The organism is Microvirga sp. CF3016, from assembly GCF_036314085.1.
Taxonomy (GTDB): domain Bacteria; phylum Pseudomonadota; class Alphaproteobacteria; order Rhizobiales; family Beijerinckiaceae; genus Microvirga.
Genome location: NZ_JAYGGM010000008.1, coordinates 170,828 through 196,426 on the forward strand (window position 1 = coordinate 170,828; position 25,599 = coordinate 196,426).

Here is a 25,599-nt window from a genome sequence, read left to right on the forward strand (position 1 = left end):
CGTCTGGAATTCAGCGTCCCGAACGAACATCGGCAGGATTTCGAGCAGGCCTATGGTTCGGACGGCGCCTGGGCTGTTCTGTTCAAGACGGCGCCCGGCTACCTCGGGACCGAACTTCTCAGGGACGAGCAGATGATCGGCCGCTACCTCACCATCGACCGTTGGCGTACGCCGAACGATTTTGCCGCTTTCAAGAGCGTGTCCGGTGACGCTGACGAGAGCCTGGATCGCCAGTTCGAGGGCCTCACGGCCCATGAGGTGAAGGTCGGCACCTTCCGCTCCGTCCCTTCGGACGCTGATCCGGCATAGGGAAGGAGGGCGGCGGGGCGTGAAGCGTGGACGGCTGATCCACGTCCGGTCCTCGACGCTCAACTTGCCGTCATCGGCCCTGTGCCGGTGATCCCGATCGGACAAGCGCGGCGTTCTTCCGGCGGGGCCGGGAGTGGATCAGCCCTGCCATCCTCGCCGTCATCACCGGGCTTGTGGCGGTGATCTCGCTTGTTTGAAGCACGGCGTTCTTCCGATCGGGACGGGGCTGGCCGTGACGCCGTGGGTGTCATCCCCGGCGCACGCAGTGCGGGAAGGGGATCCATGGCGTTGCGCCTGATCGTGGATCCCTTCCCCTGCGAGGGCGTTCGCCCTCTCCGGCCGGGCATGATACGCCGGGCGTGCCGCAGACGGTTCTGGTGACCTGTGGTGATGTCAAAGAGCCAGCCCCTTGGGGCCCGCAGCTTGCGCTGCGAGCCTTTCAGGAGATCGAGGGTGGCGCGATGGGCAGCCCGGCTCGATGATGATGGTGGGAGATGGAAGAGCCGGACGGCACCTCGCGCACGGTTCTTTTCAGGCGGACCAGCTGGGACGACACCCAAGGTCGGCCTCCTGCGCTCCCAGGCGTGCGAGGCCTGCCGCGGGACCGTGCCGGCTCCCGTCACTGCGACGCCTCGCGAGCGCGCCCCTCGCAGGAACCGATCTGCACAAGGGTATAGCTCAGATGCAACCCTGTGTCAAGAACAAAGTGAGAACATTACGGTCTCAAACATCACGGTCTCACGCCTGCTCACCGCTCCTGCTACCCGTCCCATCATCACCGGCCTTGTGCCGGTGATCCCGATCGGAAAAGTGCGGCGCTTCAAGCAAGCGGGATGGCCGGGACTGATCCCCGGATCAAGTCCGGGGACGGCCATGACGTGGGAGAGAGCGACAGCGGGATCGAGGGATCTAGTCAGGCGCACACCGCCATCCGGTCGTTCCGAACCTTCATAGGATGCGGCCGAAGAGGCGGGACGGCAGGCAGAGAGGGACAGTGACAATGGCATGTCCAGCCGAAGCGGAAGCGGCACCAAAGGGATCACGTCGGCATGAAAGCCATAGGGATGCACCCGCCCACTCTGGCTATGGACCGAGCGCTCACCAGACCCCGAGCGATGAGCGGGCCTCCCGGACAGGCATGGCAACGAGGCGCCTCTCACCCGGGAGCGTCTCGGCCGAATCGGCGGCGTTCGTGCCTACGCAGTCCGTCGCGGCTGTGGGCCAATGCAACCCACACCCCCACACGATCATGTGCTCCCGCACACAGCCGAGCTTCACGGCACCCGGTATCTGCAACAATGTCGCATGAATGAGGAGTTTCGAATGCCAGGGCAGAGACTTAACGGCAACCGGGCGCCTATAACTACCCTAAGGAAAGCTTCCGTTACGGCCGACCCTCTCTGAACGGAGAGTTGTGAGCCCGGGCACAGGCCCATATAGCCTTGTTATCAAGTTGCTTCGGCGATGGTGCGGCCGCGAATGCTTCGCAAACCGCAATCGTCACGGCAGCACCCGGCGAAAGTCACAGAGAACCTTTTCATTCACCGAGCACCGATCGGCGACCACGGCCGCCGAACCCTTCCGTGCGCCTGAATGCTGGAGCCAAGCTCCACGGTTCAGCCACGCCCGACACACTCCCTTCCGCCTTCAGGAGAGAAGAAGATGCCCCTTGAGAACCTTGTTGATCCCGTGATCTGGAAAATCCAAAGCGACGTCAGCACTGCCAGTGGCGGCGTCGATCTGGACGCCATCACCATGCTCCCGAACGGCGGGTATATCGTCACGTGGCGCGATAGCGCGCGGATCGCTTTCCAGCTTTACGATGGGAAAGGCGACAAGGTCGGCGTCAACCAATTCGTTCCGGCAGGGGCCGCTCAGCAATTCGCCGACGTGCAGGCGATCGGCCTTGATGGCAATTTCGCGATCACCTGGACCGAGAACACCGGAACGAGCGCATCCGCCCGCGACCTCAAAACCCAGAGATATTCCTTCGATGGAACCACCATCGGACCGGTTGTCACGATCGCCACGACCACGAATGTTAACGACGGCGCGCAGATGGTCGCCAACGATCAGGGTTGGGCGACCACCTATGTCGAAAAGGTTGGCAACGACACTTTCGTGAAGCTGGTTCAGTTCAACGCAACCGCCGATCCCAGCAATCCGATCAAGATCAACATCAAGGCGGATCAGACTCCGGAGCAAGTGACACCTACCTTTCCGGATGTCGCCTGGATCGGCGGCACGAACCACATCGTGACTTACGTCAACCAGGGTCGGATCTTCATGAGAAGCGTCAGCGGCACGACGGTCTCGACCGCGTTCCAGCTTGTAAACGCGGCCATCGAAGCAGACGTCATTGCGCTGAAGGCGCCGAACGGCGCGCCGACGGGTGAGTTCGTCGTCGTCTCCAACACCGACAATACCCCGACTGGCAAGATCCTAGTCCAGAAATTCCATCTCAACGGGACGAATATTGTTGCCGACTGGGCGCCAGTCACGATTTCGACCGGACAAAAGCCGAGCGCAGGCGACAGCAAGGTCAGCGTCACCGGTCTCCGCGACGGCGGGGTCGCGGTCGCTTACGTCGAGGTCCCCACGAGCGACGCGAACGATGCGAACATCTGGGTTAGAGTTGTGGATAAAGACGGTACTCCTGGCACCGCCATCAAGGTGCACAACAATGGTGGCGCACAACTCACGCCGTCCATCTCCGAGATGGCCGATGGCCGCTTGGCGGTGTCGTTCCACAATCCCTCGATCAGCCCCAGCGTCATCACCACCACGATTGTCGATGCACGCGCGAATGCCGTGACCCTGACCGGGACCTCGCACAACGATATTTACGCACCGTCGGTTCATGAGGAAGACGACTTTGACGGCGGCAACGACATCGACACACTGACTTTCCAGGGTGCCAGGAGCGGCGGCGTCGCGGTCAACCTCAGTACCCAGAGCGGGTCCGCGGGCGATGCAAACAAGGACACCTACAAGAACTTCGAGAACATCATCGGCTCTCGGTTCAACGACACCCTGACCGGCAGCGCCGTGGCCAACAGGCTCGAAGGCGGTGCGGGCGACGATACGCTCACCGACGTCGCGGGCAACGGGATCGATACCCTGGTCGGCGGCGCCGGCAACGACACCTACAACGTGTCCGCCAGCAACACGGTGATCGACGAATCCGGCGGTGGATACGACCAGGTCTATTCCACCGTCACCTATATCCTCTCGGCCGGAATCGAGAACCTGTTCGCGTCTGGCGGAAATCCCATCGACCTGACGGGCAACGGGAGCAGCAACATCATCGTCGGCAACGGAGCCGGGAACCGGCTCACCGGCCACGGCGGCGACGACGCCCTGACCGGCCACGGCGGCAACGACGTGCTCGACGGCGGGGACGGCAACGATGGCCTCAACGGCGGCGACAACGAGGACGTCCTGGCAGGCGGCACCGGCAACGACGTGCTCGACGGCGGTGCCGGCAACGACAACCTGGCCGGCGGCAGCGGCTTCGACAACCTGCAGGGCGGTGCCGGCAACGACACCCTCGACGGCGGAGGCGAGAACGACGTTCTCAGCGGCGGCGACGGGATCGACAACCTCAGCGGCGGCGATGGTGACGACGTGATGAACGGCAACGGCGGCGCCGACGTGATGAACGGCGGTGCGGGCAACGACACGTACTATATCGACGACGTCAACGACCAGATCATCGACGGCGCGGGCATCGATACGGTGGTCATCTCGACGACCTACGACATCTCGCGGCTGACGACGATCGAGAACTTCACCGGTATCGGCGCGGCTTCCATCACGCTGACGGGCAATGCGTTCAATAACACGCTGACCGGCAACGACGGCGCCAACATCCTCATGGGCGGTGCGGGCAACGACGTGCTGAGCGGCGGCCTCGGCAACGACAAGATCTACGGCCAGGACGGCAACGACGTGCTCGCCGGCGGTCTCGGCGGCGACATCTTCGTCTTCGACAAGCGGCCGAACAAGCGCACGAACGTGGACAAGATCCTGGACTACAACGTCCGCGACGACTCGATCTATCTCGAGAACACTTTCTTCAAGGTCGGCTCCGGCACACTCTCGAAGCCGAAGCAGATGGCGAGCAAGTACTTCTTCAAGGGCAGCAAGGCCCACGACAGGGACGACCGGATCATCTACGACCAGAAGAAGGGCGTGCTCTACTACGACAAGGACGGCACCGGCTCCTCGGCCGCGGTGAAGATCGCCACGTTCGACAACAAGAAGCCTGCTCTCATCCTCAAGGACTTCTTCGTGATCTGACCCGGTCAAGACTCCCGTAGGGCAAAACCGAAGGGCAACGGCGTCCTGCTTCGCAGGGCGCCGTTTCACTGTTCTAGCAGCAGGACTGCATTGCTGGTCGCATGGTTGGGCCTGCGCCCCTACGAGACCTTGAGCGGAACTCATTCGGGGTCATCGTCCTTTGTGTTGGAGCATCACGGGACGATGAGCATGCCTTACGAACTCTACTACTGGCCGACCATCCAGGGACGCGGCGAGTTCGCGCGTCTGGCGCTCGAGGAGGCCGGCGCCGATTACATCGACGTGGCCCGCGAATCGGAGGGGCTCGCCGTGATGATGCGGATGATGGACCACGCGGAGCGCCCGCCCTTCGCGCCGCCGTTTCTCAAGGACGGCGAGACGATCATCGCCCAGACGGCGGCGATCCTGCTCTATCTCGGGGCGCGGCATGATCTGGCCCCCAAGGACCCGGCCGGCGGGCTGTGGACGCACCAGATCCAGCTCACCATCGGGGACCTGGTGGCCGAGGCGCACGACACCCACCATCCGCTCGGGATCGGCCTGTACTACGAGGAGCAGAAGCCGGAGGCCCTCCGGCGGGCGGACGACTTTCGCGACAACCGGATCCCGAAGTTCCTGGCCTGGTTCGAGACGATCCTCGCCCGCAACCCCGGCGGCAGCTCGCATCTCGTCGGCCGCAGGCTCACCTATGCCGACCTCTCCCTGTTCCAGCTGGTGGAGGGGCTGACCTATGCCTTTCCGAAAGCGATGAGCCGCGCCCTGAAGAAAGCTCCGCGGGTCGCATCCTTGCATGATGCCGTGATGAACCGGCCGCGCATCAAGGCCTATTGCGAAAGCCCCCGGCGCATTCCCTTCAACGAGGAGGGCATCTTCCGCCGCTATCCCGAACTGGACGCGTAAGGGGTTCTTAAGGATCGGCAAGGCTGGATGGGGCCAACTCTTCCATTCTGGCCTCAATTCTTCCACGCTGCCCCTCGATCTTGGCGGCGGATCAGGAGCAGACCATGAGCGAGGACACCGAGGGCGTTGCGATTCGTCTCTGGCGCGACCGGGCGCAGCTGCGCGAGCAGGAGCGGAACGAGGTTCAGGCCCGCCTTCGGATCGCCGAGGAGAAGATCGCCATCCTCGTGGCCGAGAACGACCGGCTCGCCACGGAGAATGCCCGGCTGCGAGCCCTCGCCAGCCCGGACGACGGGTCCACCCGGACCGAGACCGAACTGCAGATGGAGGCGCTCAAGGGCGCCCTGATGTCCCTGATCGCACGGCCGGCCGACAGCCTGAACTCGTGAGGCAGGGCCTGTGCGGACGTCAGGCCGCCAGGCGCCCCATGGCCTCGTTCAGGCACTCGACCGCGACGCCGCCGTCCCTGGCCACGAGGCTGCAGCCCTTCGGCACCTCCCGCCAGCCCCGGGTCTTGTCGTCGATGGGCTCGGAGACCACGAGCAGGTTGCCGCCGTCCTGGCGGAAATACAGCGTCGGCGGCTTGGCATCGCAGGCCCAGCGATAGGCCCATAGGTTCTCGCCGTCGGTGAAGGCGGCGGTGAAGCGCAGGGCTTCCTCGATGCCGGCCTGGTCCATGAGGCCGCGCACCTGCTTGAGGGTTTTGGCCATGGCGGTGACGGGCTCGTCCGGCAATCCGTTGGCCAGGGCGAGGAGGAAGATCGCCTCGGAATCCGTGGTGCCGAGGCGGCGGTCGTAGAGCTCGTCCGGGATCAGGGCTTCCAGCCGGCGCTTGATCCGCCCGTATCCGCCGATCTGGCCATTATGCATGAAGAGATGGCGGCCATGGGCAAACGGGTGGCAATTGGCCCGCGTGGTCGAAGTGCCGGTGGAGGCGCGCACATGGGCGAAGAAGAGCTTTGATCGCACCTGCTCGCACAGGCTCCTGAGATTCTCGTCGGACCAGGCCGGGCGAACCTCCCGGTAGGTGCCGGGCTCGCGGCGCTCGCCGTACCAGCCGATGCCGAATCCGTCCCCGTTCGTCTCCGTCTTGGCCTCGACCGCGTGCAGGGACTGATGGACCAGCGAATGAGCCGGAGCACAGACGAGTTCGTCGAGGAAGATCGGCTCCCCCTGGTAGGCGAGAAAGCGGCACATCGGTTTAACGCAACCCCTTAGCCCAGCAATGCTTTGCAACCATGTTGTACTATCTTTGACTTATGGTGAATAGCCGGTTAACGGCCAGGCCGTTGCGACCCCGCGCTCGTTCCCATAAAAGCGTCCGCAATCGTCCAAGAACGAGCCGGCCGGGCCGGCATGGGGACCAGACACATGCTTCGCCTCCCGCGTTTGGCGCTTGCCGCCGCCCTCACCCTCCTGCCCCAGGCAGCCTTCGCGGCGGAGTTCGACGGGGCGAGCCTCGGCTTCGCCTGGGCCCTGCCGTTCGCAGGCATTCTCCTGTCCATTGCCCTGTTTCCGCTGCTGGCGCCTCATGTCTGGGAGCACCATCAGGGCAAGATCGCAGCCGCCTGGGGCCTGCTGGTGCTGATCCCCATGGCGCTCGCCTTCGGTCCGACGGCGGCGATCCACGCCCTCGCCCATACGGCGCTGCTCGAATACATCCCGTTCATCCTGCTGCTGCTGGCCCTGTTCACCGTGGCGGGCGGCATTCTCGTGCGCGGCAACATCCATGGCGCGCCGGGCACCAACACGATGCTGCTCGGCCTCGGCACGGTGCTCGCGAGCTTCATCGGCACGACCGGCGCCTCCATGGTGATGATCCGGCCGATCATGCGCGCCAACGACGACCGGCGGCACAATGTCCACGTGATCGTGTTCTTCATCTTCCTGGTGTCGAATATCGGCGGCTCGCTCACGCCGCTCGGCGATCCGCCGCTGTTCCTCGGTTTCCTGCGCGGGGTCGACTTCTTCTGGACCACCACGCACCTGCTGCCGGCGACGCTCTTCGCCAGCGGACTCCTGCTCGCCCTCTTCTTCATCATCGATCTCGTCGTCTACAGGAAGGAAGGCCGCGTCCGTCCCGATCCGACGCCGGACAATCCGGTGCGCGTCACGGGCGGCATCAACTTCCTTTTGATCTTCATCATCATCTCGGCCATCCTCATGAGCGCCACCACCGATCTCGGCCGCGTGACCGTGCTCGGCGCGGAGATCGAGCTCGCCAACGCCCTGCGCGATCTCATCATGGTCGTCGTGACGGTCATTTCCCTGAAGGCGACGCCGAAGGCCAACCGGGCCGAGAACGGCTTCTCCTGGGGACCGATCAAGGAAGTGGCGAAGCTCTTCGCCGGCATCTTCATCGCCATCATTCCCGTGCTGGCCATACTGCGGGCCGGCGCGAACGGGGCCTTCGCGCCTCTCGTGGCGCTCGTGAGCAACCCGGACGGCAGCGCCAACAACGCCGCCTATTTCTGGCTCTCGGGCGGCCTGTCGTCGTTCCTCGACAATGCGCCTACCTATCTTGTGTTCTTCGAGCTCGCCGGCGGCGATGCGCAGCAGCTGATGACGACTGGCGCGCTGACGCTCACGGCCATCTCAGCCGGCGCCGTGTTCATGGGGGCGAACTCCTATATCGGCAACGCGCCCAACTTCATGGTCTATGCGATCGCCCGTGAAGGCGGCGTGAAGATGCCGAGCTTCTTCGGCTATCTGCTCTGGTCGGGCGCCATCCTAATCCCGACCTTCCTGCTGCTGACGCTCCTGTTCTTCAGGAGCTAGGCTGACGCAGAAAGCCTGTCTGCCGCGTCCTCGGCGATCGACAGGCACGAGGTTAGGCCCGGACTCTCGATGCCGAAGAGATGCACGAGGCCCGGCAGTCCATGCTCGGCCGGGCCGTCGATCATGAAATCGGCGGCCTTCTCGCCCGGCCCGCTGAGCTTCGGGCGTATGCCCGAATAATCGGGCACGAGCGCCCCATCGGGAAGCCCGGGCCAATAGCGGCGGATGGAGGCATAGAAGCTCTCGGCCCGGCGCGGGTCGACCTCGTATTCCTCCCGTTCGATCCATTCCACGTCGGGCCCGAAGCGCATGCGGCCGGCAAGATCCAGCGTCACGTGTGTGCCCAGGCCGCCATCGACGGGCGCGGGATAGATCAGGCGCGAGAAGGCGGACTTGCCGAGACAGCCGAAGTAGTTGCCCTTGGCAAGCACCAGCGGCGGCACGCGATCGGCGGGATAGCCGTCCGTCGCGCGGGCGAGCGCCTGCGCCCCGAGCCCTGCCGCATTGACCACGGCATCGACGGTGAGCTCGGTCGGCTCCGATCCGCCGACATGCACGTCCCATCCAGCCCCGTTCCGCGTGATCCGCTCCACCGGCGCATGGAACGCGATAATGCCGCCGGCATTCTCCAGGTCGCCCTGGAGCGCCAGCATGAGGGCGTGGCTGTCGACGATCCCCGTCTCCCGGGACAGCACGGCGCCCGTGCAGGCAAGGTTCGGCTCGAGAGCCTGCGCCTCCTCGCCCGTCAGGAAGGAGAGGCCCTCGACCTCGTTCGCGAGCCCCTGTTCGTAGATGCCTTCGATCTTGGCCTGTTCGAGGTCGTTGGTCGCAACGATGAGCTTGCCGCATTTGGCATGGGGCACGCCGTGGCTCTCGCAGAAGGCATAAAGCATCCGCCGGCCGTTGACGCAGTGGCGGGCCCGAAGGGAGCCGGCAGGATAATACATCCCGGCGTGAATCACCTCGCTGTTGCGCGACGAGATTCCGTTCCCGATGCCGCCGGTCGCCTCCGCCACGATCACGCCATGACCGCGAAGGCTGAGGGCCCGCGCAATCGCAAGCCCGACGACACCTGCGCCAATCACCAGGACGTCTATGGCCGCCTCCCCGTTCTACGATAGTCAGGATGCCGGGGCGCACGGCGGAGTTCGATCGCTCTCCAGGGCCGCCGGTTCAATCCAGGAATGACCGCTTTGCGGATCGGATCGGACATGTCGACACTCTGGCCTGCCGGCTCTGATCAGGCTTTGCGGCTCTCATGGAAAAGGCGGCCTCGCGGATGCGGGCCGCCCTTGCTTGTGTGTTCGATCAGAGGCGCTTGCCGGTCTGCTCGTCGAAGAGATGCACGAGTTTCGGATCGGGCGTGACGCGGATCTGCTGGCCGGGCTGAGCGTTCACGCGCTCGCGGAACACCCCGACCACATCGGTGCCGCCGAACTTGGCGAAGACCTGCGTCTCCGATCCCGTTGGCTCGACGACTGCCACTTCCGCCGGCAGGCCGTTGGAATCATCCAGGATGAAGTGCTCCGGGCGGATGCCGTAGATGATCGGCTGCCCGTCCGAGGCCGCAGGCGCGTTGGCCACCGGCAGGGACGTACCGCTCTCGCTGACGAAGCGCCCGCCCTGCAGGTGCCCTTTCATGAAGTTCATGGCCGGCGAGCCGATGAAGCCGGCAACGAAGAGATTGGCCGGGCGGTCATAGAGTTCGAGCGGCGCCCCGACCTGCTCGACGACGCCGTCATGCATCACCACGATCTTGTCGGCCATGGTCATGGCCTCGATCTGGTCGTGGGTGACGTAGATGGTCGTGGTCTTCAGGCGCTGGTGCAGGGCCTTGATCTCCGTGCGCATGGCCACGCGCAGCTTGGCATCGAGGTTGGAGAGCGGCTCGTCAAAGAGGAAGACCTGCGGATCGCGCACGATGGCGCGGCCCATGGCGACGCGCTGGCGCTGGCCGCCGGAAAGCTGGCGCGGATACCGGTCGAGCAGTTTGCCGAGCCCCAGGATCTCGGCGGCGCGGTCGACCCGCGCCTTGATCTCGCTCTTGGGCGCCCGCTTCAGCTTGAGCGAGAAGGCCATGTTGTCGGCAACCGTCATATGCGGATAGAGCGCATAGTTCTGGAACACCATGGCGATGTCGCGCTCCTTGGGCGGAACGTCGTTGACCACCCGCGGGCCGATCCTGAGCTCGCCGCCGGAAATGTTCTCCAGTCCGGCGATCATGCGCAGGAGGGTGGATTTGCCGCATCCGGACGGGCCGACGAGGATCACGAACTCCCCGTCCTGAATGTCGATTGAGACGCCATGAATAACCGGAACCGTTCCGAAATTTTTACGGATGTTGCGGATCTCGACTGAGGCCACGGGGCTTCCTCCAAAACTTTGTGCGTTCACGGCACTCTAAAGGTGCCCTGCCAGAACCTTGATACAGCTATGCTATCGTAGGTGTTTCGACGGCTTGATCAAGTTAAGCACATATCATGTTGCACGACAAATCTTGACATGCAAGCCGGAGTGCCGTTGCATCGCGAAGATTACAGTTCCTGAAGCTCAGCTACAATGAGCGGCTGTCGTCCGTTTGCGGACCTGCTTGCCGCCACACACAGGAACCGGTTTTGGATTATCAAGCTCTGAATGGCCTCTGCGGCTCGGAGTGAAGGGAGAAAGGCGCTCATGATCAAGAATGTTGCGGTCGTCGGCTGCGGAATCGGCCGCACCCACATCGTTTCCTATGCGGCTCATCCGGACAAGTTCCGCGTGGTGGCCATCTGCGACCTCAACGACGAGCGTCTGGCGAGCATCGGCGACGAATTCGGCATCGAGCGCCGGACCAAGGACTTCGCCGAGATCCTGCGGATGGACGACGTGGACATCGTGGATGTCTGCACCCCTCCGGCGGTTCATCTCGAACAGATCCTGGCATCCCTCGCGGCGGACAAGAACGTGGTCTGCGAGAAGCCGCTCGTGGGCTCCGTGGCGGACGTGGACAAGGTGATCGAGGCGGAGAAGCAGTCCAAGGGCCGTGTCCTGCCGATCTTCCAGTATCGCTACGGCAACGGCATCATGAAGGCCAAGCACATCATCGATCAGGGCATCGCCGGGAAGCCCTATCTCGCCTCCGTCGAGGTGTTCTGGAAGCGGACAGCGAAGTACTACGACAATCCCTGGCGCGGCCGGTGGGAAACCGAACTCGGCGGCGTTCTCGTCACCCATGCGATCCACCTGCACGACCTTCTCACCTTCATCATGGGGCCGGTGAAGTCCGTGTTCGCGCGTGCCGCCACGCGCGTGAACGACATCGAGGTGGAGGATTGCGTCGTCGGCAGCCTGGAGCTGCAGAACGGGGCCCTGGCCTCCACGGCGGCAACCCTCGGACCGCAGGACGAGATCAGCCGCCTGCGCTTCTGCTTCGAGAACGTGACCTTCGAGAGCTGCCAGAAGCCCTACGCCCCCGGTGATGACCCCTGGAAGATCATCCCCGCCTCCCCGGACGTGCAGACCCAGATCGACCAGGCCTTCGAGGGGTGGAACTTCGTGCCGACACGCTTCGAGGGCTTGTTCGCCCCCTACCACGAGGCGCTCGTCTCCGGGGGAGAACTTCCCATCACCCTGGCCGACGCACGCCGCTCGCTGGAACTGCTCACCGCCTTCTACCAGTCCATCGAGACGCAGCGTCCGCAGGCTGTTCAGGTCGGCCCCGATCATCCGCGCTATTCGAACTGGAGCCTAGCGAACAAGGGCGCCGACATCCTGCGCTACGCTGCCCGGGCCTAGTCCTCGCGCAATAATGGAAAACCCGGGACGCAGGGCTGCGCCCGGGTTTTGTTTCATCCGCAGTTGAGCGAATCAATCACCCGACACGTTCAACCGAGCCATTCCTTCCGGCCCGAAAACTCATCCGGCACGAAGTTGCCGCCCTGGTAGTTACGGGCGAGATCCGTGCCGAGTTCGATCGCCTCGACTTCCGCCGCGTACACTTCCGCATCGTCCTGCGGCTCATAACCGAGGCGATAGGCGGCGGAGTTGTCCCACCAGGAGCGGGTGTTCCTGGAAACGCCGTAGACGATTTCGTGGATGTAATCGGCGGTCAGGCCCACCTGGACGAGACGCACGAAGTCGCCGTGGGACAGCCAGGTGGACAAGGCACGCTTGTTGTCGGGCTTGGGCAAGCACGAGCCGATCCGTAGGCTGAGGCTGCGGATGCCATGCTTGTAGGCGTAGAGCGCCGCCACATCCTCCCCGATCGCCTTCGTCAGCCCGTAGCGGGAATCCGGGCGGGGCGGACTTTCGCCGGAAAGGATCCTGTCGTTCGGATGCATGCCGGTGGCATGGTTGCTGCTTGCAAAGATCACCCGGTCGACACCCGCGCGCCGTGCGCCCTCATACAGATTGATGGTGCCGACGATGTTGGACTGGAGCAGTTCGGGCCAGCCGGTCTCATACGGGATGCCGCCGAGATGGATGATGGCATCCACCCCCTCGCACAGGGATTGTACGGCCGCAGCATCGGCCAGATCGCAGGCGACGATCTCCTCGCCCTCGCCCGCTGCTCCCATAGGGGCAACGTCGGAGAGCCGGAACAGCTCGAACCGTCCCGCGAAGGACTGACGCAGAAGGCTTCCAAGACGGCCTGCGGCCCCGGTGAGCAGAATTCGGTTTGGGGTCATGGTTCGTCCGCGGTGCTGATGATGGCGAATATTTATACGATATATGATGAATTTTATGGTTTCGACAGAGGATCAGACTTGCCGCGATCCCACAGGATTGTCAGGATCGTCGGCGCCAAGCATGCCTGTCAGGCATCCGCCCAGCGCTCGACCCGCGCACCGGCCACCGGCGAGCTTGCGATGAACAGGCTGCCGGATTGCGGAGCCGAAGCCGCCACGTCGGGATTGTCCGGCTTCAGGGACGTGATCACCAGCGTCTTCAGATCCTCGCCGCAGAAACACGGCATCGTAGGCGCCGGCACGGGAACAGGGTGAGACGAAACGATCTCGCCGTCCCGGGAGAAGCGGTTCAGACGCCCGGCGGACACGCCGCAGCTCCAGTAGAACCCCTCCGCATCGCAGGCACCGCCATCCGGCCGCCCTCGGGCTTCATCGAGCATGGCGATGCGCACCCGGTTCGCGAGACGGCCCGAGGATGGTTCGAAATCGTAACGGTCGATCCAAGGGCCGCGGGAATCCGTATGGAACATGGTGCGCCCGTAGGCCGACCAGGCGAGCCCGTTCGAAACGAGGCAGACATGCTCGAGCACGCGGGTCACCTGACCGCGTCCGTCCACGCGATAGAGGGAGCCGCGGGGTTCCTTCTGGGGACGGTCGTCCATCGACCCGACCCAGAACGCACCGTCCGGTCCGACCTTCCCGTCGTTCAGCCGATGCCACGTGGGCTCGCCCGGCACCTCCGCAATGATCTCCAGGCGCTCGTCCTCCGGATCGAACACGGCGATCGTGCGCTCGAGCGCCACGACCAGCCGGCCGCTGGCCCCAAGCCCGATGGAGCCCACGACCCTCGGCATCGTCCAGGTGCGATGGTCGCTGCCGTCGAGGTGGATGGAATGAATGGCCGGCGCCTTGATGTCGATGAAGAACAGGACCTTGCGGCGGTCGTCCCAGACGGGGCTCTCGCCGATGCCGCAGCGGGTATCCTTGAGCAGACGGAAGTCGAGCATTACCCGACCCTCTGTCCGACTGAAGCGGCTTCCGCGAGCGCCTGAGCCTTGAGGGTCAGCTCCATGGCCTTGAAGCAGTGCTCCTGGCTCATGGCCGTCTCGGTCCGGTCACGAACGTCGTTGAGGAGGTCGCGCCCATAGGGCAGATCCTCGGCGGAGCAGTCGAGATGGCGCATGCCCGTCTTGTCCACGAGGAAGAGGTGATCCTTGCCCTCGCGGCCGGCAATGTCGATGTATTTGCGCATTTCGATAGTGCCGTCGGTGCCGACGATCATGACGCGCCCGTCGCCCCAGATCGGCAGGCCGTCCGGCGTGAACCAGTCCACGCGAATATAGCCGGTGGCATCGGCGGTCTTCAGCGTCATCTCGCCGAAATCCTGAAGACCCGGCGTCTGAGGGTTGTTGCGGTTGGCCACCATCGCGTAGGTAACCTCGGCATCGGTCGCGCCCGTGTAGAACAGGAACTGCTCGCATTGATGAGATGCAATGTCCGTCAGGATCCCGCCATAAGCCTCGCGGTCGAAGAACCAGGACGGACGAATGGATGCATTCAATCGATGCGGGCCGAGCCCTAAGGTGTTCACCACCTTGCCGATGGCGCCGGAGCGGATCAGCTCGCCGGCCTTGTTGGTGACGCGGCTGCTGAAATGCTCGGAGTAGAAGATCGAGTAGATGCGTCCGGTCTCCTGCTGAACCCGGCGAACCTCGGCCAATTCCTCGAGCGTGACCATGCCCGGCTTGTCGACCATGTAATCCTTGCCGTGGCGCATCACCTCGATGCCGATCCGCGCGCGATCCCGGGGGATCGTGGCGCTCAGCACGATGGCGATGCTGTCGTCCTCCAGGATCCGGCGGGCGTCGTGAACGCGCTCCGCCTGCGGATAGCGCTCAGCGAACGGAGCGGCGAGGTCGTCTTCCTTGGCGAAGAAGGACACGAACTCGGCCCCAGCGCTGAGAAGGGCATCAACCTGGCCGAAGATGTGGTTGTGGTTGATGCCGATGACGGCGAAGCGAATTCCCGATGCTGACATTCGCTCGTTCCTCACCCCTTCAAGCCGGTGGTCGCGATGCCTTCGATCAGCAGGCGCTGGAAGACCACGAAGAACAGCAGGACCGGGATCAGGGCGACCACGGACATGGCGAAGAGCGCGCTCCAGTCCGACTTGCCCGTCGAGTCCACAAAGGTGCGTAGGCCGAGCTGGACCGTGTATTGGCTCGCATCGTTCAGATAGATGAGCGGGCCGAAGAAGTCGTCCCAGGTCCAGATGAAGGTGAAGATCGCAGCCGTGGCGAGCGCTGGCACCGACAGGGGCAACATCACGCTCCAGAAAATGCGCCAGGGCCCGGCTCCGTCGATGATCGCGGCCTCGTCGAGCTCCCGCGGGATGCCGCGGAAGAACTGGTAGAGCAGGAAGATGAAGAAGGCGTCGGCTGCCAGGAACTTAGGCACCACCAGCGGCAGGAAGGTGTTCACCCAGTCGAGGTTCAGGAACAGCACATATTGCGGGATGAGCGTCACGTGATACGGCAGCATCAGCGTGCCGAGCATGAGCGCGAACCAGAAGTTCTTCAGCGGAAAGTTCAGGCGCGCGAAGGCATAGGCGGCCAGCGAGCAGGAGAACACGTTGCCAATCACGCTGAGAACCGAGATCACCAGCGAGTTCCAGAAAAAGGTTCCGAAACTCACCGTCAGGCCGGTCCAGCCGCGGATATAGGCGTCGATGGTGAAGGTTTCCGGCCAGAGCGAGGCGTTGCCGAAGATCTCGTCGTCCGGCTTGAAGCTGCTCGCGAGCATCCACAGGAGCGGATAGAGCATGAGCAGCGACACGCCGCACAGGATCACGTGATACAGAAGCGAGCGGCCCCCGCTGACATTCTGCGTCGCTACCGTTGCTGAAGCGTCAGTCATTGTAATGGACCCAGTAACGAGAGGTGAGGAATGAGAAGGCGGTGAAGCAGGCGATGATGATCAGAAGGATCCATGCCAGAGCCGACGCATATCCCATGCGGAAATAGGCAAAGCCCTCCTGGTAGAGGTACAGGGTGTAGAAGAGCGTCGAGTCGATCGGACCGCCCGTGCCCTCGCTGATGATGAAGGCCGGCGTGAAAGCCTTGAACGCATCGATGGTCTGCACGATGCCGTTGAAGAAGATAACCGGGGTCAACAGCGGAAGGGTGATTTTGACGAATTGCTGCACCTTGTTGGCACCGTCGATGTCGGCGGCTTCGTACACGTCCGACGGGATCTGCCGCAGGCCGGCGAGGAAGATGATCATCGGCGAGCCGAACTGCCAGATGCTGAGCAGCACGAGCGTGTAGAGCGAATAGTTCGGGTCGGAAATCCAGCTTGGGCCATCGATTCCGAAGAGCGCCAGCGCCACGTTGACGAGACCGTCCTTGGCGAAGAGCTGGCGCCAGAGCACGGCGATGGCGACGCTCGCGCCGAGCAGCGAGGGCAAATAGAACAGCGCCCGATAGAGGGGCAGCCCGGCGATGCCGCGGTTGAGCACCATGGCGAGGCCAAGCGCGAAGGCGAGCTTCAGCGGCACGGCCATGACGACATAGGCGAACGTCACCTGCATGGAATGCCAGAACTTCACGTCGTTGGTGACGATGCGCTGGTAATTGGCGGTTCCGATGAATTGCGGATCCTGCAGCAGGTCGAAATTGGTGAAGGACAGATAAAGGGACGCGAGCGTCGGGCCGAGCGTCAGCCCGAGGAAGCCGATGAGCCATGGCGCCAGGAAGGAGTAGGAGACGAGCGTGCGGGACAATCCGCCCCGAGGCCTGCTGCGCTTCTCCGGCTCGCTGATCGTCAAAGGGATTTGAGCAGTTGTTGTCATACAGAATGGCTCACAGCAATGTCATGATAGACGGACAGGCCGACCCGGTTCGGCTGGGTCGGCCTGGTGAGTCAGAAGGCGCTCGGCGTCAGGCGCGGCTCAGGATGGCCTGGGCTTCGCTCACGTACTGCTTGCCGCCATCGGCCGTGGACAGGCGCCCGAAGCCGACCTGCTCGGAAATCCGCCGCAGCATGGTCTGAATCTCGCCGGCGCCCTTCGGCGGAGCGGGCGGGATCGGCCCGACCTTGGGCGTGACGTGCGAGATGAAGTCCACCACGAGCTTGCCCTGAGCGTCGAGTTCCGCCGATACGGCCTCGCGGATCTTGGGAGAGGCCGGAACGCCGCGTTCCACGCCGAGCAGCTTCGCGCCGTCCACGTCTTTCACGGTGAAGTTGGCGAATTTCACGGCCGGCTCGGCCACCTTGCTGCGGGCATAGATGCTCCACATCATCGACGGCTTCAGATAATGGCCCGGGTTCGGGCCGGCACCCTGCGGGTACATGGTGATGCCGAGCGGGTTCTTGTTGAGAACCTGGTAGCCGACATACTGGTTCGAGTGGTTGAACGCGCAGGCGGCGCGGCCCTGCGTCAGCAGGTTGGTTTCGATGTTGTTCTTGTCGAGAGCCTGGAGGTCGGCCGGCGGGCAGGCCTTCGTTTCGCGTGCCTTGGCCCACATGGCGAACCAGTCGGCCGCATCCTTCTCGTCCAGGCCGAGCTTGCCGTCCTCGGTGTAGAGCGCCTTGCCGCGCTGCCGCAGCCAGTTCTCGAAGGCGACCTCTTCGGCGCTGGCGTCGGACGTACCGAAATATTCACCGTTATGCGCCTTGGTGACGGCGGCGGCGAGTTCGAAGAACTTGTCCCAGGTCACGTCGATCGGTTCGGCCACGCCGGCCTTCTGGAACGCGGCCTTGTTGTAGATCAGGGCGTTCGAGTTGTTGCCGATGTTGATGCCGTAGAGCTTGCCGTCAACCTTGCAGCTGTCGAGGGAAGCCTTGTCGAAATCACCGATATCGAGCGACTTGCCGAGGAATTCATCGAGCGGCATCAGCGCGCCGCGGCGGGCATATTCCGCGACATAACGATAATCCATCTGGATCAGGTCCGGAGCGTTGCGTCCGGCCGCCTGCGTGGCGAGCCGCGGCCAGTAGTCACCCCAGGCCAGGGTCTCACCGTCGATCTTCACGCTCGGGTTCCGCTCCTGGTAGAGGGAAACCGCCTTCAGAGTGCGGTCGGCGCGTTCCTTGGAGCCCCACCAGTACAGGCGGATGCGTGCATCCTGGGCGAAAGCCGGAAGGCTTCCCAAAGCGCTGAGGCCGGCGGACCCAAGGGCCGCCTTCAGCAAGGTCCTGCGGTTAAGATCGTGAGTCATGTGGCGTATCTCCCTCTTGGGCGCCGCCTCGACGGCCGCCCGGACTTGTTGCCATTCTCGGCGACATTTCTTGTTCGTTGGCACCCGTCCCGCCGAGGTATCGGTCCCCTTCACCTCGTACGTTACGGGAGCCCTTTGCTTTTGTCGCCATCCGACATGAAGCTAAAATTTAGAATGGTTGTATGTCAACCAGTTGTATGATGTAATTTGGCGATCTAAGCTCCCGATTGAGACTTACCAAGAGATAAACGGACAGAGAAAGAGCCTGAACCTCGGGTTTGCCACCGGCCGAAGCTCTGATTTGTCGTACAAATTTGGCGCTCGAACAACCTCGACGAGCGAAGCAGCAGGAGAACGCAAGAGAATGGATCGCCCAAGCAGGAAACGCATCGCCCTCATCGGCACCGGCCATCGCGGCACGAGCATGTGGGGCATCAACGTGGTGAAGGGCTATAGCGACTACGTGGACATCGTCGCCCTCTGCGACACGAACCGGCTTCGTGCCGAGCGCGCCCGGGGCTTCCTCGGGATCGACGCTCCCATCTATGCCGACGCCCAGGAGATGATCGCACAGGTCAAGCCTGACCAGGTTATCGTCTGCACCCGTGATTCGAATCACGACGAGATGATCGTGCGGGCGCTCGAAGCCGGCGTAGACGTCATCACTGAGAAGCCGATGACCACCACGGCCGAGAAGGTGAGGCGCATACTCGATGCCGAAAAGCGCACCGGGCGCCGCGTCGATGTGACCTTCAACTACCGCTACGCTCCGACCGTTCGGAAGATCAAGGAGCTCCTCAATTCGGGAGTGATCGGCGACGTCACCTCCATCGATTTCCACTGGTTTCTCGACAACAAGCACGGCGCGGACTATTTCCGCCGCTGGCACGCCGTCGAAGAGAATTCCGGCAGCCTCTTCGTGCACAAGAGCACCCACCATTTCGACCTGATGAACTGGTATCTGGATGACGACCCGGAAGAGGTCTTCGCCTTCGCCAGCCTGCGCAAATACGGCAAGGTCAATCCGTTCCGCGGCGAGCGCTGCAAGACCTGCGAGCACGCCAGCTACTGCGACTATTATGTCGACATCAGCAAGGATCCCTGGCTCGAGGCCCTCTATGAGGACCCGTCCCGCGAGGATGGATATGTCCGCGATGCCTGCGTGTTCCGCGAGGAGATCAACATCCCCGACACCATGTCGGCCATGATCCGTTACCGGAAAGGCGTGCAGGTCACCTATTCGGTGAACACCTACATGCCGATCGAGGGTCACTTCATCGCCTTCGACGGGACCAAGGGCCGGATTCAAATGCGTCAATACGAGCGTCAGCCCTGGGAAACCCCGGAATATGACGAGATCCAGCTCGTGCGGAATTTCGGCGGTGTCGAGACCATTCAGGTCCCGCACGAGCCGGGCGGGCATTTCGGCGGCGATCCGAAGCTGCAGGACATGCTTTTCAAGCCGGGCACTCCCGATCCTCTGAACCAGCGTGCCGGCTCGCGTGCCGGTGCCATGTCGGTGCTGTGCGGCATCGCAGCGCTTCAGAGCTCGAAGACGGGCCAGATGGTCAGCGTCTCCAAGCTGCTCGATCCGGCCCAGGCCATCGCGGCCTGATGCCGACAGGAGGTGGCGACAGCCACCTCCTCCCATGCGCCGCGGGTGCGAGCGGCCAATAAGGAACACGCGAGAGAACACGCCATGATCGCGAGCGAGAATTTCTCGGCGGATGTGATTCGCGCCCAGATCGAGGCGATCCTGCGCGCCTGGGGCATGAGCGAGGAGAAGCTTCGCCTCACGGCCGAGGTGATGGTCGAGACCGATCTGCGCGGCATCGATTCGCACGGCATTTCTATGCTGACTCAATATGCGCAGATGCAGAAGGCCGGGCAGCTCTCGCTTCGGACAGAGCCCAGGATCGTCCGGCAGAGCGCGAGCACGGCCTTGATCGACGGCGGCGCCGGATTGGGACATCCCGCGGCCCTCATGGGCATGGAACTCGCCATCGAGAAGGCTCTGGCGCACGATGTCGGGGTCGTGTCGGTGTTCAACTCCCACCATTTCGGTGCCGCCGGCTACTATGCCACGATGGCGGCCGAGCGCGGGCTGATCGGCATTGTGTCGTCGACGACCCGCGTGATCTCGGTCGTGCCGACGAACGGAGTCGAGCGCGTGCTCGGCACGAACCCCATCGCGGTCGCCGTACCGGCCGACCGGCATCCGAGCATTTGCGTCGATATCTCCACCAGCGTCGTCGCCGCCAACAAGGTGAAGGTCTATGCCCTCCAGGACAAAGAGCTTCCCGCCGGCTGGGTGATTGACGGCGAAGGACAACCGGTCACCGACTCGGCCCAAGCCTTCCGTCAGATCTTCGAGGGCCAGGAGGGTGGCCTCACGCCGATCGGCGGCGACGGCAGCACCATGGGCGGGCACAAGGGTTACGGACTTGGCCTGATCGCCCAGATCCTGTCGGGCACTCTCTCCGGCGGTTCTTTCTCGCCTGTCAGGAACCGGACCCAGAATCCGTCGGATCCCGACAATATCGGCCATTTCTTCATGGCCCTGAATCCGGCGGCCTTCCGACCGTTCGACGAGTTCCAGGCGGATGTAGATACCGTCATCGACACCCTGCACGCCACCAAGCCTGTTCGTGACGACGAGCCGGTCCTCGTGCCCGGAGAACCGGAATGGGTCGCCCGCGAGGAGCGGCTCGCCAAGGGTATTCCGATCCCCGCGACGCTGAAGCAGAAGGTGCGGGACATCGCGGAGGCTGCAGGCGCCCCCTACCTCTTGCAGGCCGCGATTGCCGCCTGAATTGGTGAGGCTCCCGCCACACGAGTGGGAGCCCCGATCCATCATAAACGCACCCGTGACAGGATCGTATTCGCCTCGGCGATGTATTGCTTTGCCGCAGCCGATGCATTGGCGCGTCCAAAGCCGACCTGCTCGTTGACGCGCCGGAGCAGAACCTGGATCTCGCCGGCACCCTGCGGCGGAGCGGGCGGGATCGGCCCGACGCGCTGCGACACCTCGGCGATGAAATCGACCACTTTCCTGCTCATCTCGTCGAGCTGATCCGACACCACCTGCCGCGTCGCAGGCGACGGCGGCACGCCCCGCTCGACCCCGAGGATACGCGCCCCCTCGGGGTCCTTGACCGTGAAGTTGGCGAACTTCACCGCTTCGGGCGCAACCTTGCTGCGGGAATAGACGCTCCACATCATCGACGGCTTGAGATACTGGCCCGGGTTGGGACCTGCGCCCTGCGGGTAGGTGGCGATGCCGAGCGGGTTCTTGTTGATCGTCTGGAAGCCGACGAACTGGTTGGAGTGATTGAAGGCACAAGCGGCGCGCCCCTGCGTGAGCAGGCTCGTGTCTGGGCCGCTCTTGTCGAGCGCCTGGATGTCCGCCGGCGGACAGGCCTTCACCTCGCGCATCTTCACCCAGAGCGCAAGCCAATCGTCGATATCGGCCTCTCCGAACCCGAGCTTGCCGTCCTCTGTGTAGAGCGCTTTCCCGCGCTGGCGCAACCAGTTCTCGAAGGCGGCCTCATCCGCGCCCGCATCGATGGTGCCGTAATAAGAGCCGTCATGGGCTTTCGTGACCTCGGAGCAGATCTGGATGAACTTGTCCCAGCTCGTGCCGATTACCGGCTCGTCGACGCTGGCCTTCTGGAACGCTGCCTTGTTGTAGATCAGCGCATGGGAGTTGTTGCCGAGATTAACCGCATAGAGCTTTCCGTCGACCTTGCAGCTGTCGAGGGACGCCTGGCCGAAATCGGCAATCTGCAGGTCCTTCCCGACGAACTCGTCAAGAGGAAGAAGGACACCGCGGCGCGCGTATTCGGCGAGGTAGCGATAATCCATCTGAATGAGATCGGGCGCATTACGGCCGGCGACCTGCGTCGCCAGTCTCGGCCAGTAATCGGTGAAGGACAGGGATTCGCCGTCGATCTTGATATTGGGATGACGCTGCTGATACAGCGCCGCCGCCTTCAAGGTCCTGTCGGCGCGCTCCTTGGAGCCCCACCAGAAGATCCGGAATCGGGTATTCTCCTGCGCCCATGCCGCCCTGTGGGCGAGCATGGACGCACCGGCGGCGGCCATGAAGGTTCGTCTTGTAACGTTTCCTGTCATTGTGGTTGTCTCCTGTTCGTCAGGAAATGCCGCTTGTTGGTTGGGGCGTCCTGTCAGACGACCGTGCGGTGCCGCTCGATGCAGGTGGCGAGCACCTCATCCATCGGCTTTGTCCACCAATTATTTTCGGAGAAAATCTCCACTTCCGAGTAGCCGGCATAGCCGACCGCTTCGACGGCCTCGCGGATGCCGCGCAGGTCGATGACGCCGTCGCCCATCATGCCGCGGTCGAGCAGCAGGTCCGTGGTGGGTACGAGCCAGTCGCAGACATGATAAGCAAGCAGCCTGTCCCGTCCCGTGCGGCGGATCTGATCCTTCAGTTCCGGATCCCACCAGACATGATAGACGTCGACGGCAAGCCCGAGCATGCCCGTGCGCTCCGGATCGACCCGGTCGCAGATGTCGAGAGCCTGGCGCATGGTGTTCACGCAGGCGCGGTCCGCCGCATACATGGGATGCAGCGGCTCGATGGCGAGCGGCAGGCCTGCTTGGCGCGAATATTCGAGCAACGTCGCAATGCCGTCCTCGACCATGGCGCGCGCAGCGTCGATGTCCTTCGACGGTTGCGAGCCGGGCCGCGAATATTGCGGCAGTCCGCCCACCACTAGCACCAGGCAGGGAGCGCCAAGCGCAACCGCCTCGTCCACCGCGCGGCGATTGTCGTCGGTCGCCTCCTGCAGCCGTGCCGCGTCGGCCGGGAACATGCCGCCGCGGCAATAGCCGGAGAGTTCGAGTCCCGCATCCTTCACGGCAGCCACGGCCCGGTTCAGACCCACGGCTGCCACCTGGTCGCGCCAGGGCGAGATCGCCTTGATCTCGGCTCTGGCGCAGGCCTCCGCGATGGCGACGAGATCGCCTTGTTTTCTCACCGTCGCCGTATTGATCGACAGGGCGCGGTGATCGCCGGAGAAGTCACGCATTCCTTACGCCTCCACCCCGTGCGTGGCCATGACGAAACGCATGCGCTCCACCGCGAGATCGGGATCGCGCAGCAGGCCGGCCTTGTCCGCCAGGCGGAAGAGTTCTGCGAGATGCAGGGTCGAGCGGGCGCTCTCCTGTCCGCCGACCATGGTGAAGTGGTCCTGATGACCGTTGAGATAGGCCATGAACACCACGCCGGTCTTATAGAACCGCGTCGGGGCGCGGAAGATGTGCCGCGAGAGCGGAACCGTCGGCGCGAGCGCCTCGTGGAACGCGTCGAGATTGCCGGCCGCGAGGCTCACGAGAGCCGACGAGGCCGCCGGCGCGATGGCATCGAAGATGCCGAGCAGCGCATGCGAATAGCCCTGCTCGTCGCCGGCGATCAGTTCGGCATAGTTGAAGTCGTCGCCGGTATACATGCGCACGCGCTTGTCGAGGCGGCGGCGCATGGCGATCTCCTTGTCCTTGTCGAGGAGCGAGATCTTGACGCCATCGACTTTCGAGGCGTTGGCGTTGATGATCGCCACAGACGTGTCCATGGCGGCATCGAGATCGGCCGTGCCCCAATAGCCCGCAAGAGCCGGATCGAACATGTCGCCGAGCCAGTGGATGATCACAGGCTCCTTCACCTGGCCGAGGATCCGGTTGTAGACCGTCAGGTAATCGTCGGCGGACCGGGCGACGCGGGCGAGAGCCCGCGAAGCCATCAGGATGATGCGCCCGCCGACCGCCTCGATGGCGGCGATCTGTTCCTCGTAAGCGCGGATCACGTCGTCGATGCTGCGCGCCGCCTCGGGCGCGAGATGATCCGTGCCGGCGCCGGAGAACACGAGGGCGTCCCCCCGGGCCTTGGCGGCGCTGACCGAGCGGCGGATCAGTTCGAGCGAGGTGGGCCAATCGAGGCCCATGCCGCGCTGGGCGGTGTCCATCGCCTCGGCAACGCCGAGACCGAGGTCCCACAGGCGCTCGCGATAGGCGATGGTCTTGTCCCAGTCGATGGCGGCCTGCAGCCACGGGTCCGCGTCGGCAAGCGGATCCGCCACCACGTGGGCGGCCGAGAACGCGATGCGGTTCATCGGTCCGCTCACCTTGTCCGGGAAGGATTTCGGCGCGGAGAGCCTATAGGTCTCCAGGCTGCGATCCGCCTGCGGCAGGCGGATCGACAGGGCACTGACGGTTTCAGGCCGGTTCATGCTGCTTCTCCTTCGAGGCGCCCACGTTCAGCGGCGGCACGTCGACCCAGCGACGCTCGCGCCAGCTCTCCAATGCGCATTCGACGAGCTGAACGCCTTTGGCACCTTCCACCAGCGTGTAGCGATAGGGTTCATCCTCGACCACGTGGCGGACGAACATCTCCCACTGGGTCTTGAAGCCGTTGTCGTAGACGGTGTTGTCGGGGACCGGCTGCCAGGTATCGTAGAAGTCGATGGTCTGCTTCTGATCCGGGTTCCAGACCGGGCGCGGCGTGGCCTGACGCGGCTGGATCACGCAGTCGGTGAGGCCGGCGACGGCCGAACCGTGCGTTCCGTCCACATGGAACGTGACGAGATCGTCGCGATAGACGCGGGTGCACCAGGACATGTTGATGTGCGCGATCACGCCGCCGTCCAGCATGAAGGTGGCATAGGCGGAATCATCGGCGGTCGCCTGATAGGGCTTGCCCTTCTCGTCGACGCGCTCGGGGATGTGCGTGGAGCCGATGCAGGAGACCGACCGCACCTCGCCGAAGAGATTGTCGAGCACGTAGCGCCAGTGGCAGACCATGTCGAGGATCATGCCGCCGCCGTCCTCAGAGCGATAATTCCAGGACGGGCGCTGCGCCGGCTGGCCCCAATCGCCCTCGAAGACCCAGTAGCCGAACTCGCCGCGCACGGAGAGCATGCGCCCGAAGAAGCCGGAATCGCGCAGCATCCTCAGTTTCTGCAGGCCGGGCAGGAACAGCTTGTCCTGCACCGTGCCGTTCTTCACGCCCTTCTCGCGGGCGAGACGGACGATGCGCAGGGCCTCCGGCAGGTTCGTGGAGATCGGCTTCTCGCAATAGATGTGCTTCCCGGCATTGATCGCCTGCTCCAGCAGGGTCGGACGCATCTGCGTCGTCGCCGCATCGAAGAAGATCTCGTCCTTCGGATCGGCGATGGCGGCGTCGAGGTCAGTCGTCCAGCGATCGATGCCGTGCGCCTTGGCAAGCTCCTGGATCTTGTCGGCGTTGCGGCCGACCAGGATCGGGTCGAGCTGCACCTTCGATCCGTCGGACAGCGTTACGCCGCCCTGAGCGCGAATGGCCGCGACTGAGCGGATGAGATGCTGGTTCATTCCCATGCGGCCCGTCACGCCATGCATGACAATGCCCAATCTGCGTTGAGTCATAA

21 protein-coding genes are annotated in these 25,599 nt (G+C 63.7%); 8 read left to right on the forward strand and 13 right to left on the reverse strand.

From position 1 onward, the window contains the following. The first annotated feature begins 3 nt into the window (after positions 1–3). From VB672_RS13890 to VB672_RS13905, 4 genes are all read left to right on the forward strand, one after another. Entirely contained in the window at positions 4–309 is a 306-nt protein-coding gene (locus tag VB672_RS13890) for an antibiotic biosynthesis monooxygenase family protein (protein WP_329784872.1), read from the forward strand. Between the two features lie 1,662 nt (positions 310–1,971). After that, complete coding sequence (locus VB672_RS13895) at positions 1,972–4,611, forward strand: calcium-binding protein (RefSeq protein WP_329784788.1); 2,640 nt, start codon at positions 1,972–1,974, stop codon at positions 4,609–4,611. A 189-nt stretch (positions 4,612–4,800) separates the two neighbouring features. Continuing rightward, complete coding sequence (locus VB672_RS13900) at positions 4,801–5,511, forward strand: glutathione S-transferase (RefSeq protein ID WP_329784873.1); 711 nt, start codon at positions 4,801–4,803, stop codon at positions 5,509–5,511. Positions 5,512–5,615: 104 nt separating this feature from the next. After that, positions 5,616–5,900 carry a hypothetical protein gene (locus tag VB672_RS13905; protein ID WP_329784789.1) on the forward strand — a complete coding sequence of 95 codons (285 nt, stop codon included), beginning with the start codon at positions 5,616–5,618 and terminating at the stop codon, positions 5,898–5,900. 19 nt (positions 5,901–5,919) lie between these two features. Here the strand turns inward: VB672_RS13905 and VB672_RS13910 are convergent, their stop codons facing one another. Continuing rightward, on the reverse strand, positions 5,920–6,708 hold the full coding sequence (locus tag VB672_RS13910; protein ID WP_329784790.1) for a class II glutamine amidotransferase: 789 nt from the start codon (positions 6,706–6,708) through the stop codon (positions 5,920–5,922). A 174-nt stretch (positions 6,709–6,882) separates the two neighbouring features. Here VB672_RS13910 and VB672_RS13915 point away from each other — a divergent pair, with 174 nt between their 5' ends. After that, positions 6,883–8,289, forward strand: coding sequence for a sodium:proton antiporter (locus VB672_RS13915; RefSeq protein WP_329784791.1), 1,407 nt, complete (start codon positions 6,883–6,885; stop codon positions 8,287–8,289). Here VB672_RS13915 and VB672_RS13920 read toward each other — a convergent pair. Further along, positions 8,286–9,386 (reverse strand): NAD(P)/FAD-dependent oxidoreductase, encoded by a 1,101-nt coding sequence (locus VB672_RS13920; RefSeq protein ID WP_329784874.1) that lies wholly within the window; start codon positions 9,384–9,386, stop codon positions 8,286–8,288. The genes VB672_RS13915 and VB672_RS13920 overlap by 4 nt on opposite strands. Before the next feature lie 211 nt (positions 9,387–9,597). Further along, entirely contained in the window at positions 9,598–10,653 is a 1,056-nt protein-coding gene (locus tag VB672_RS13925) for an ABC transporter ATP-binding protein (protein WP_329784792.1), read from the reverse strand. Positions 10,654–10,962: 309 nt separating this feature from the next. On the opposite strand from VB672_RS13925, the gene VB672_RS13930 reads away from it, so the two are divergent. Beyond that, positions 10,963–12,063 carry a Gfo/Idh/MocA family protein gene (locus VB672_RS13930; protein ID WP_329784793.1) on the forward strand — a complete coding sequence of 367 codons (1,101 nt, stop codon included), beginning with the start codon at positions 10,963–10,965 and terminating at the stop codon, positions 12,061–12,063. An 89-nt stretch (positions 12,064–12,152) separates the two neighbouring features. Here the strand turns inward: VB672_RS13930 and VB672_RS13935 are convergent, their stop codons facing one another. The 6 genes from VB672_RS13935 to VB672_RS13960 form a co-directional block, all read right to left on the reverse strand. Continuing rightward, positions 12,153–12,956 (reverse strand): NAD-dependent epimerase/dehydratase family protein, encoded by an 804-nt coding sequence (locus VB672_RS13935; protein ID WP_329784794.1) that lies wholly within the window; start codon positions 12,954–12,956, stop codon positions 12,153–12,155. Positions 12,957–13,084: 128 nt separating this feature from the next. Then, positions 13,085–13,963 carry an SMP-30/gluconolactonase/LRE family protein gene (locus VB672_RS13940; protein WP_329784795.1) on the reverse strand — a complete coding sequence of 293 codons (879 nt, stop codon included), beginning with the start codon at positions 13,961–13,963 and terminating at the stop codon, positions 13,085–13,087. Next, positions 13,963–14,994 carry a Gfo/Idh/MocA family protein gene (locus VB672_RS13945; protein WP_329784796.1) on the reverse strand — a complete coding sequence of 344 codons (1,032 nt, stop codon included), beginning with the start codon at positions 14,992–14,994 and terminating at the stop codon, positions 13,963–13,965. The genes VB672_RS13940 and VB672_RS13945 overlap by 1 nt, the downstream gene beginning before the upstream one ends. Positions 14,995–15,005: 11 nt before the next feature. After that, a complete protein-coding gene (locus VB672_RS13950; protein WP_442932037.1) occupies positions 15,006–15,872 on the reverse strand; it encodes a carbohydrate ABC transporter permease in 867 nt (288 codons plus the stop codon). Next, on the reverse strand, positions 15,865–16,806 hold the full coding sequence (locus tag VB672_RS13955; protein ID WP_329784797.1) for a carbohydrate ABC transporter permease: 942 nt from the start codon (positions 16,804–16,806) through the stop codon (positions 15,865–15,867). The genes VB672_RS13950 and VB672_RS13955 overlap by 8 nt, the downstream gene beginning before the upstream one ends. An 88-nt stretch (positions 16,807–16,894) precedes the next feature. Next, the gene (locus VB672_RS13960) at positions 16,895–18,175 is read right to left on the reverse strand and encodes an ABC transporter substrate-binding protein (protein WP_329784798.1); all 1,281 of its coding nucleotides are present in this window, start codon (positions 18,173–18,175) and stop codon (positions 16,895–16,897) included. Positions 18,176–18,539: 364 nt separating this feature from the next. Here VB672_RS13960 and VB672_RS13965 point away from each other — a divergent pair, with 364 nt between their 5' ends. Both VB672_RS13965 and VB672_RS13970 read left to right on the forward strand, forming a co-directional pair. Further along, positions 18,540–19,790, forward strand: coding sequence for a Gfo/Idh/MocA family protein (locus tag VB672_RS13965; RefSeq protein ID WP_329784799.1), 1,251 nt, complete (start codon positions 18,540–18,542; stop codon positions 19,788–19,790). A gap of 84 nt (positions 19,791–19,874) precedes the next feature. Further along, positions 19,875–20,987, forward strand: a complete 1,113-nt coding sequence (locus VB672_RS13970; protein ID WP_329784800.1) for an Ldh family oxidoreductase — start codon at positions 19,875–19,877, stop codon at positions 20,985–20,987. A 41-nt stretch (positions 20,988–21,028) separates the two neighbouring features. Here the strand turns inward: VB672_RS13970 and VB672_RS13975 are convergent, their stop codons facing one another. From VB672_RS13975 to VB672_RS13990, 4 genes are read right to left on the reverse strand one after another with little or no spacing between them, the layout of a single operon-like run. Beyond that, on the reverse strand, positions 21,029–22,309 hold the full coding sequence (locus VB672_RS13975) for an ABC transporter substrate-binding protein (RefSeq protein WP_329784801.1): 1,281 nt from the start codon (positions 22,307–22,309) through the stop codon (positions 21,029–21,031). A 53-nt stretch (positions 22,310–22,362) separates the two neighbouring features. Next, on the reverse strand, positions 22,363–23,229 hold the full coding sequence (locus VB672_RS13980) for a sugar phosphate isomerase/epimerase family protein (RefSeq protein ID WP_329784802.1): 867 nt from the start codon (positions 23,227–23,229) through the stop codon (positions 22,363–22,365). 3 nt (positions 23,230–23,232) lie between these two features. Next, positions 23,233–24,423 (reverse strand): dihydrodipicolinate synthase family protein, encoded by a 1,191-nt coding sequence (locus VB672_RS13985; RefSeq protein ID WP_329784803.1) that lies wholly within the window; start codon positions 24,421–24,423, stop codon positions 23,233–23,235. Next, positions 24,410–25,597 carry a Gfo/Idh/MocA family protein gene (locus tag VB672_RS13990; protein ID WP_329784804.1) on the reverse strand — a complete coding sequence of 396 codons (1,188 nt, stop codon included), beginning with the start codon at positions 25,595–25,597 and terminating at the stop codon, positions 24,410–24,412. The genes VB672_RS13985 and VB672_RS13990 overlap by 14 nt, the downstream gene beginning before the upstream one ends. Between the last annotated feature and the right edge of the window lie 2 nt (positions 25,598–25,599).

Coding starts and splice junctions, on each gene's coding strand:
- VB672_RS13980 (WP_329784802.1), bottom strand. CDS start 23,229: ATGCGTGACTTCTCCGGCGATCACCGCGCCCTGTCGATCAATACGGCG.
- VB672_RS13900 (WP_329784873.1), top strand. CDS start 4,801: ATGCCTTACGAACTCTACTACTGGCCGACCATCCAGGGACGCGGCGAG.
- VB672_RS13945 (WP_329784796.1), bottom strand. CDS start 14,994: ATGTCAGCATCGGGAATTCGCTTCGCCGTCATCGGCATCAACCACAAC.
- VB672_RS13985 (WP_329784803.1), bottom strand. CDS start 24,423: ATGAACCGGCCTGAAACCGTCAGTGCCCTGTCGATCCGCCTGCCGCAG.
- VB672_RS13970 (WP_329784800.1), top strand. CDS start 19,875: ATGATCGCGAGCGAGAATTTCTCGGCGGATGTGATTCGCGCCCAGATC.
- VB672_RS13990 (WP_329784804.1), bottom strand. CDS start 25,597: ATGACTCAACGCAGATTGGGCATTGTCATGCATGGCGTGACGGGCCGC.
- VB672_RS13950 (WP_442932037.1), bottom strand. CDS start 15,872: ATGACTGACGCTTCAGCAACGGTAGCGACGCAGAATGTCAGCGGGGGC.
- VB672_RS13955 (WP_329784797.1), bottom strand. CDS start 16,806: ATGACAACAACTGCTCAAATCCCTTTGACGATCAGCGAGCCGGAGAAG.
- VB672_RS13935 (WP_329784794.1), bottom strand. CDS start 12,956: ATGACCCCAAACCGAATTCTGCTCACCGGGGCCGCAGGCCGTCTTGGA.
- VB672_RS13905 (WP_329784789.1), top strand. CDS start 5,616: ATGAGCGAGGACACCGAGGGCGTTGCGATTCGTCTCTGGCGCGACCGG.
- VB672_RS13965 (WP_329784799.1), top strand. CDS start 18,540: ATGGATCGCCCAAGCAGGAAACGCATCGCCCTCATCGGCACCGGCCAT.
- VB672_RS13975 (WP_329784801.1), bottom strand. CDS start 22,309: ATGACAGGAAACGTTACAAGACGAACCTTCATGGCCGCCGCCGGTGCG.
- VB672_RS13930 (WP_329784793.1), top strand. CDS start 10,963: ATGATCAAGAATGTTGCGGTCGTCGGCTGCGGAATCGGCCGCACCCAC.
- VB672_RS13960 (WP_329784798.1), bottom strand. CDS start 18,175: ATGACTCACGATCTTAACCGCAGGACCTTGCTGAAGGCGGCCCTTGGG.
- VB672_RS13910 (WP_329784790.1), bottom strand. CDS start 6,708: ATGTGCCGCTTTCTCGCCTACCAGGGGGAGCCGATCTTCCTCGACGAA.
- VB672_RS13940 (WP_329784795.1), bottom strand. CDS start 13,963: ATGCTCGACTTCCGTCTGCTCAAGGATACCCGCTGCGGCATCGGCGAG.
- VB672_RS13895 (WP_329784788.1), top strand. CDS start 1,972: ATGCCCCTTGAGAACCTTGTTGATCCCGTGATCTGGAAAATCCAAAGC.
- VB672_RS13915 (WP_329784791.1), top strand. CDS start 6,883: ATGCTTCGCCTCCCGCGTTTGGCGCTTGCCGCCGCCCTCACCCTCCTG.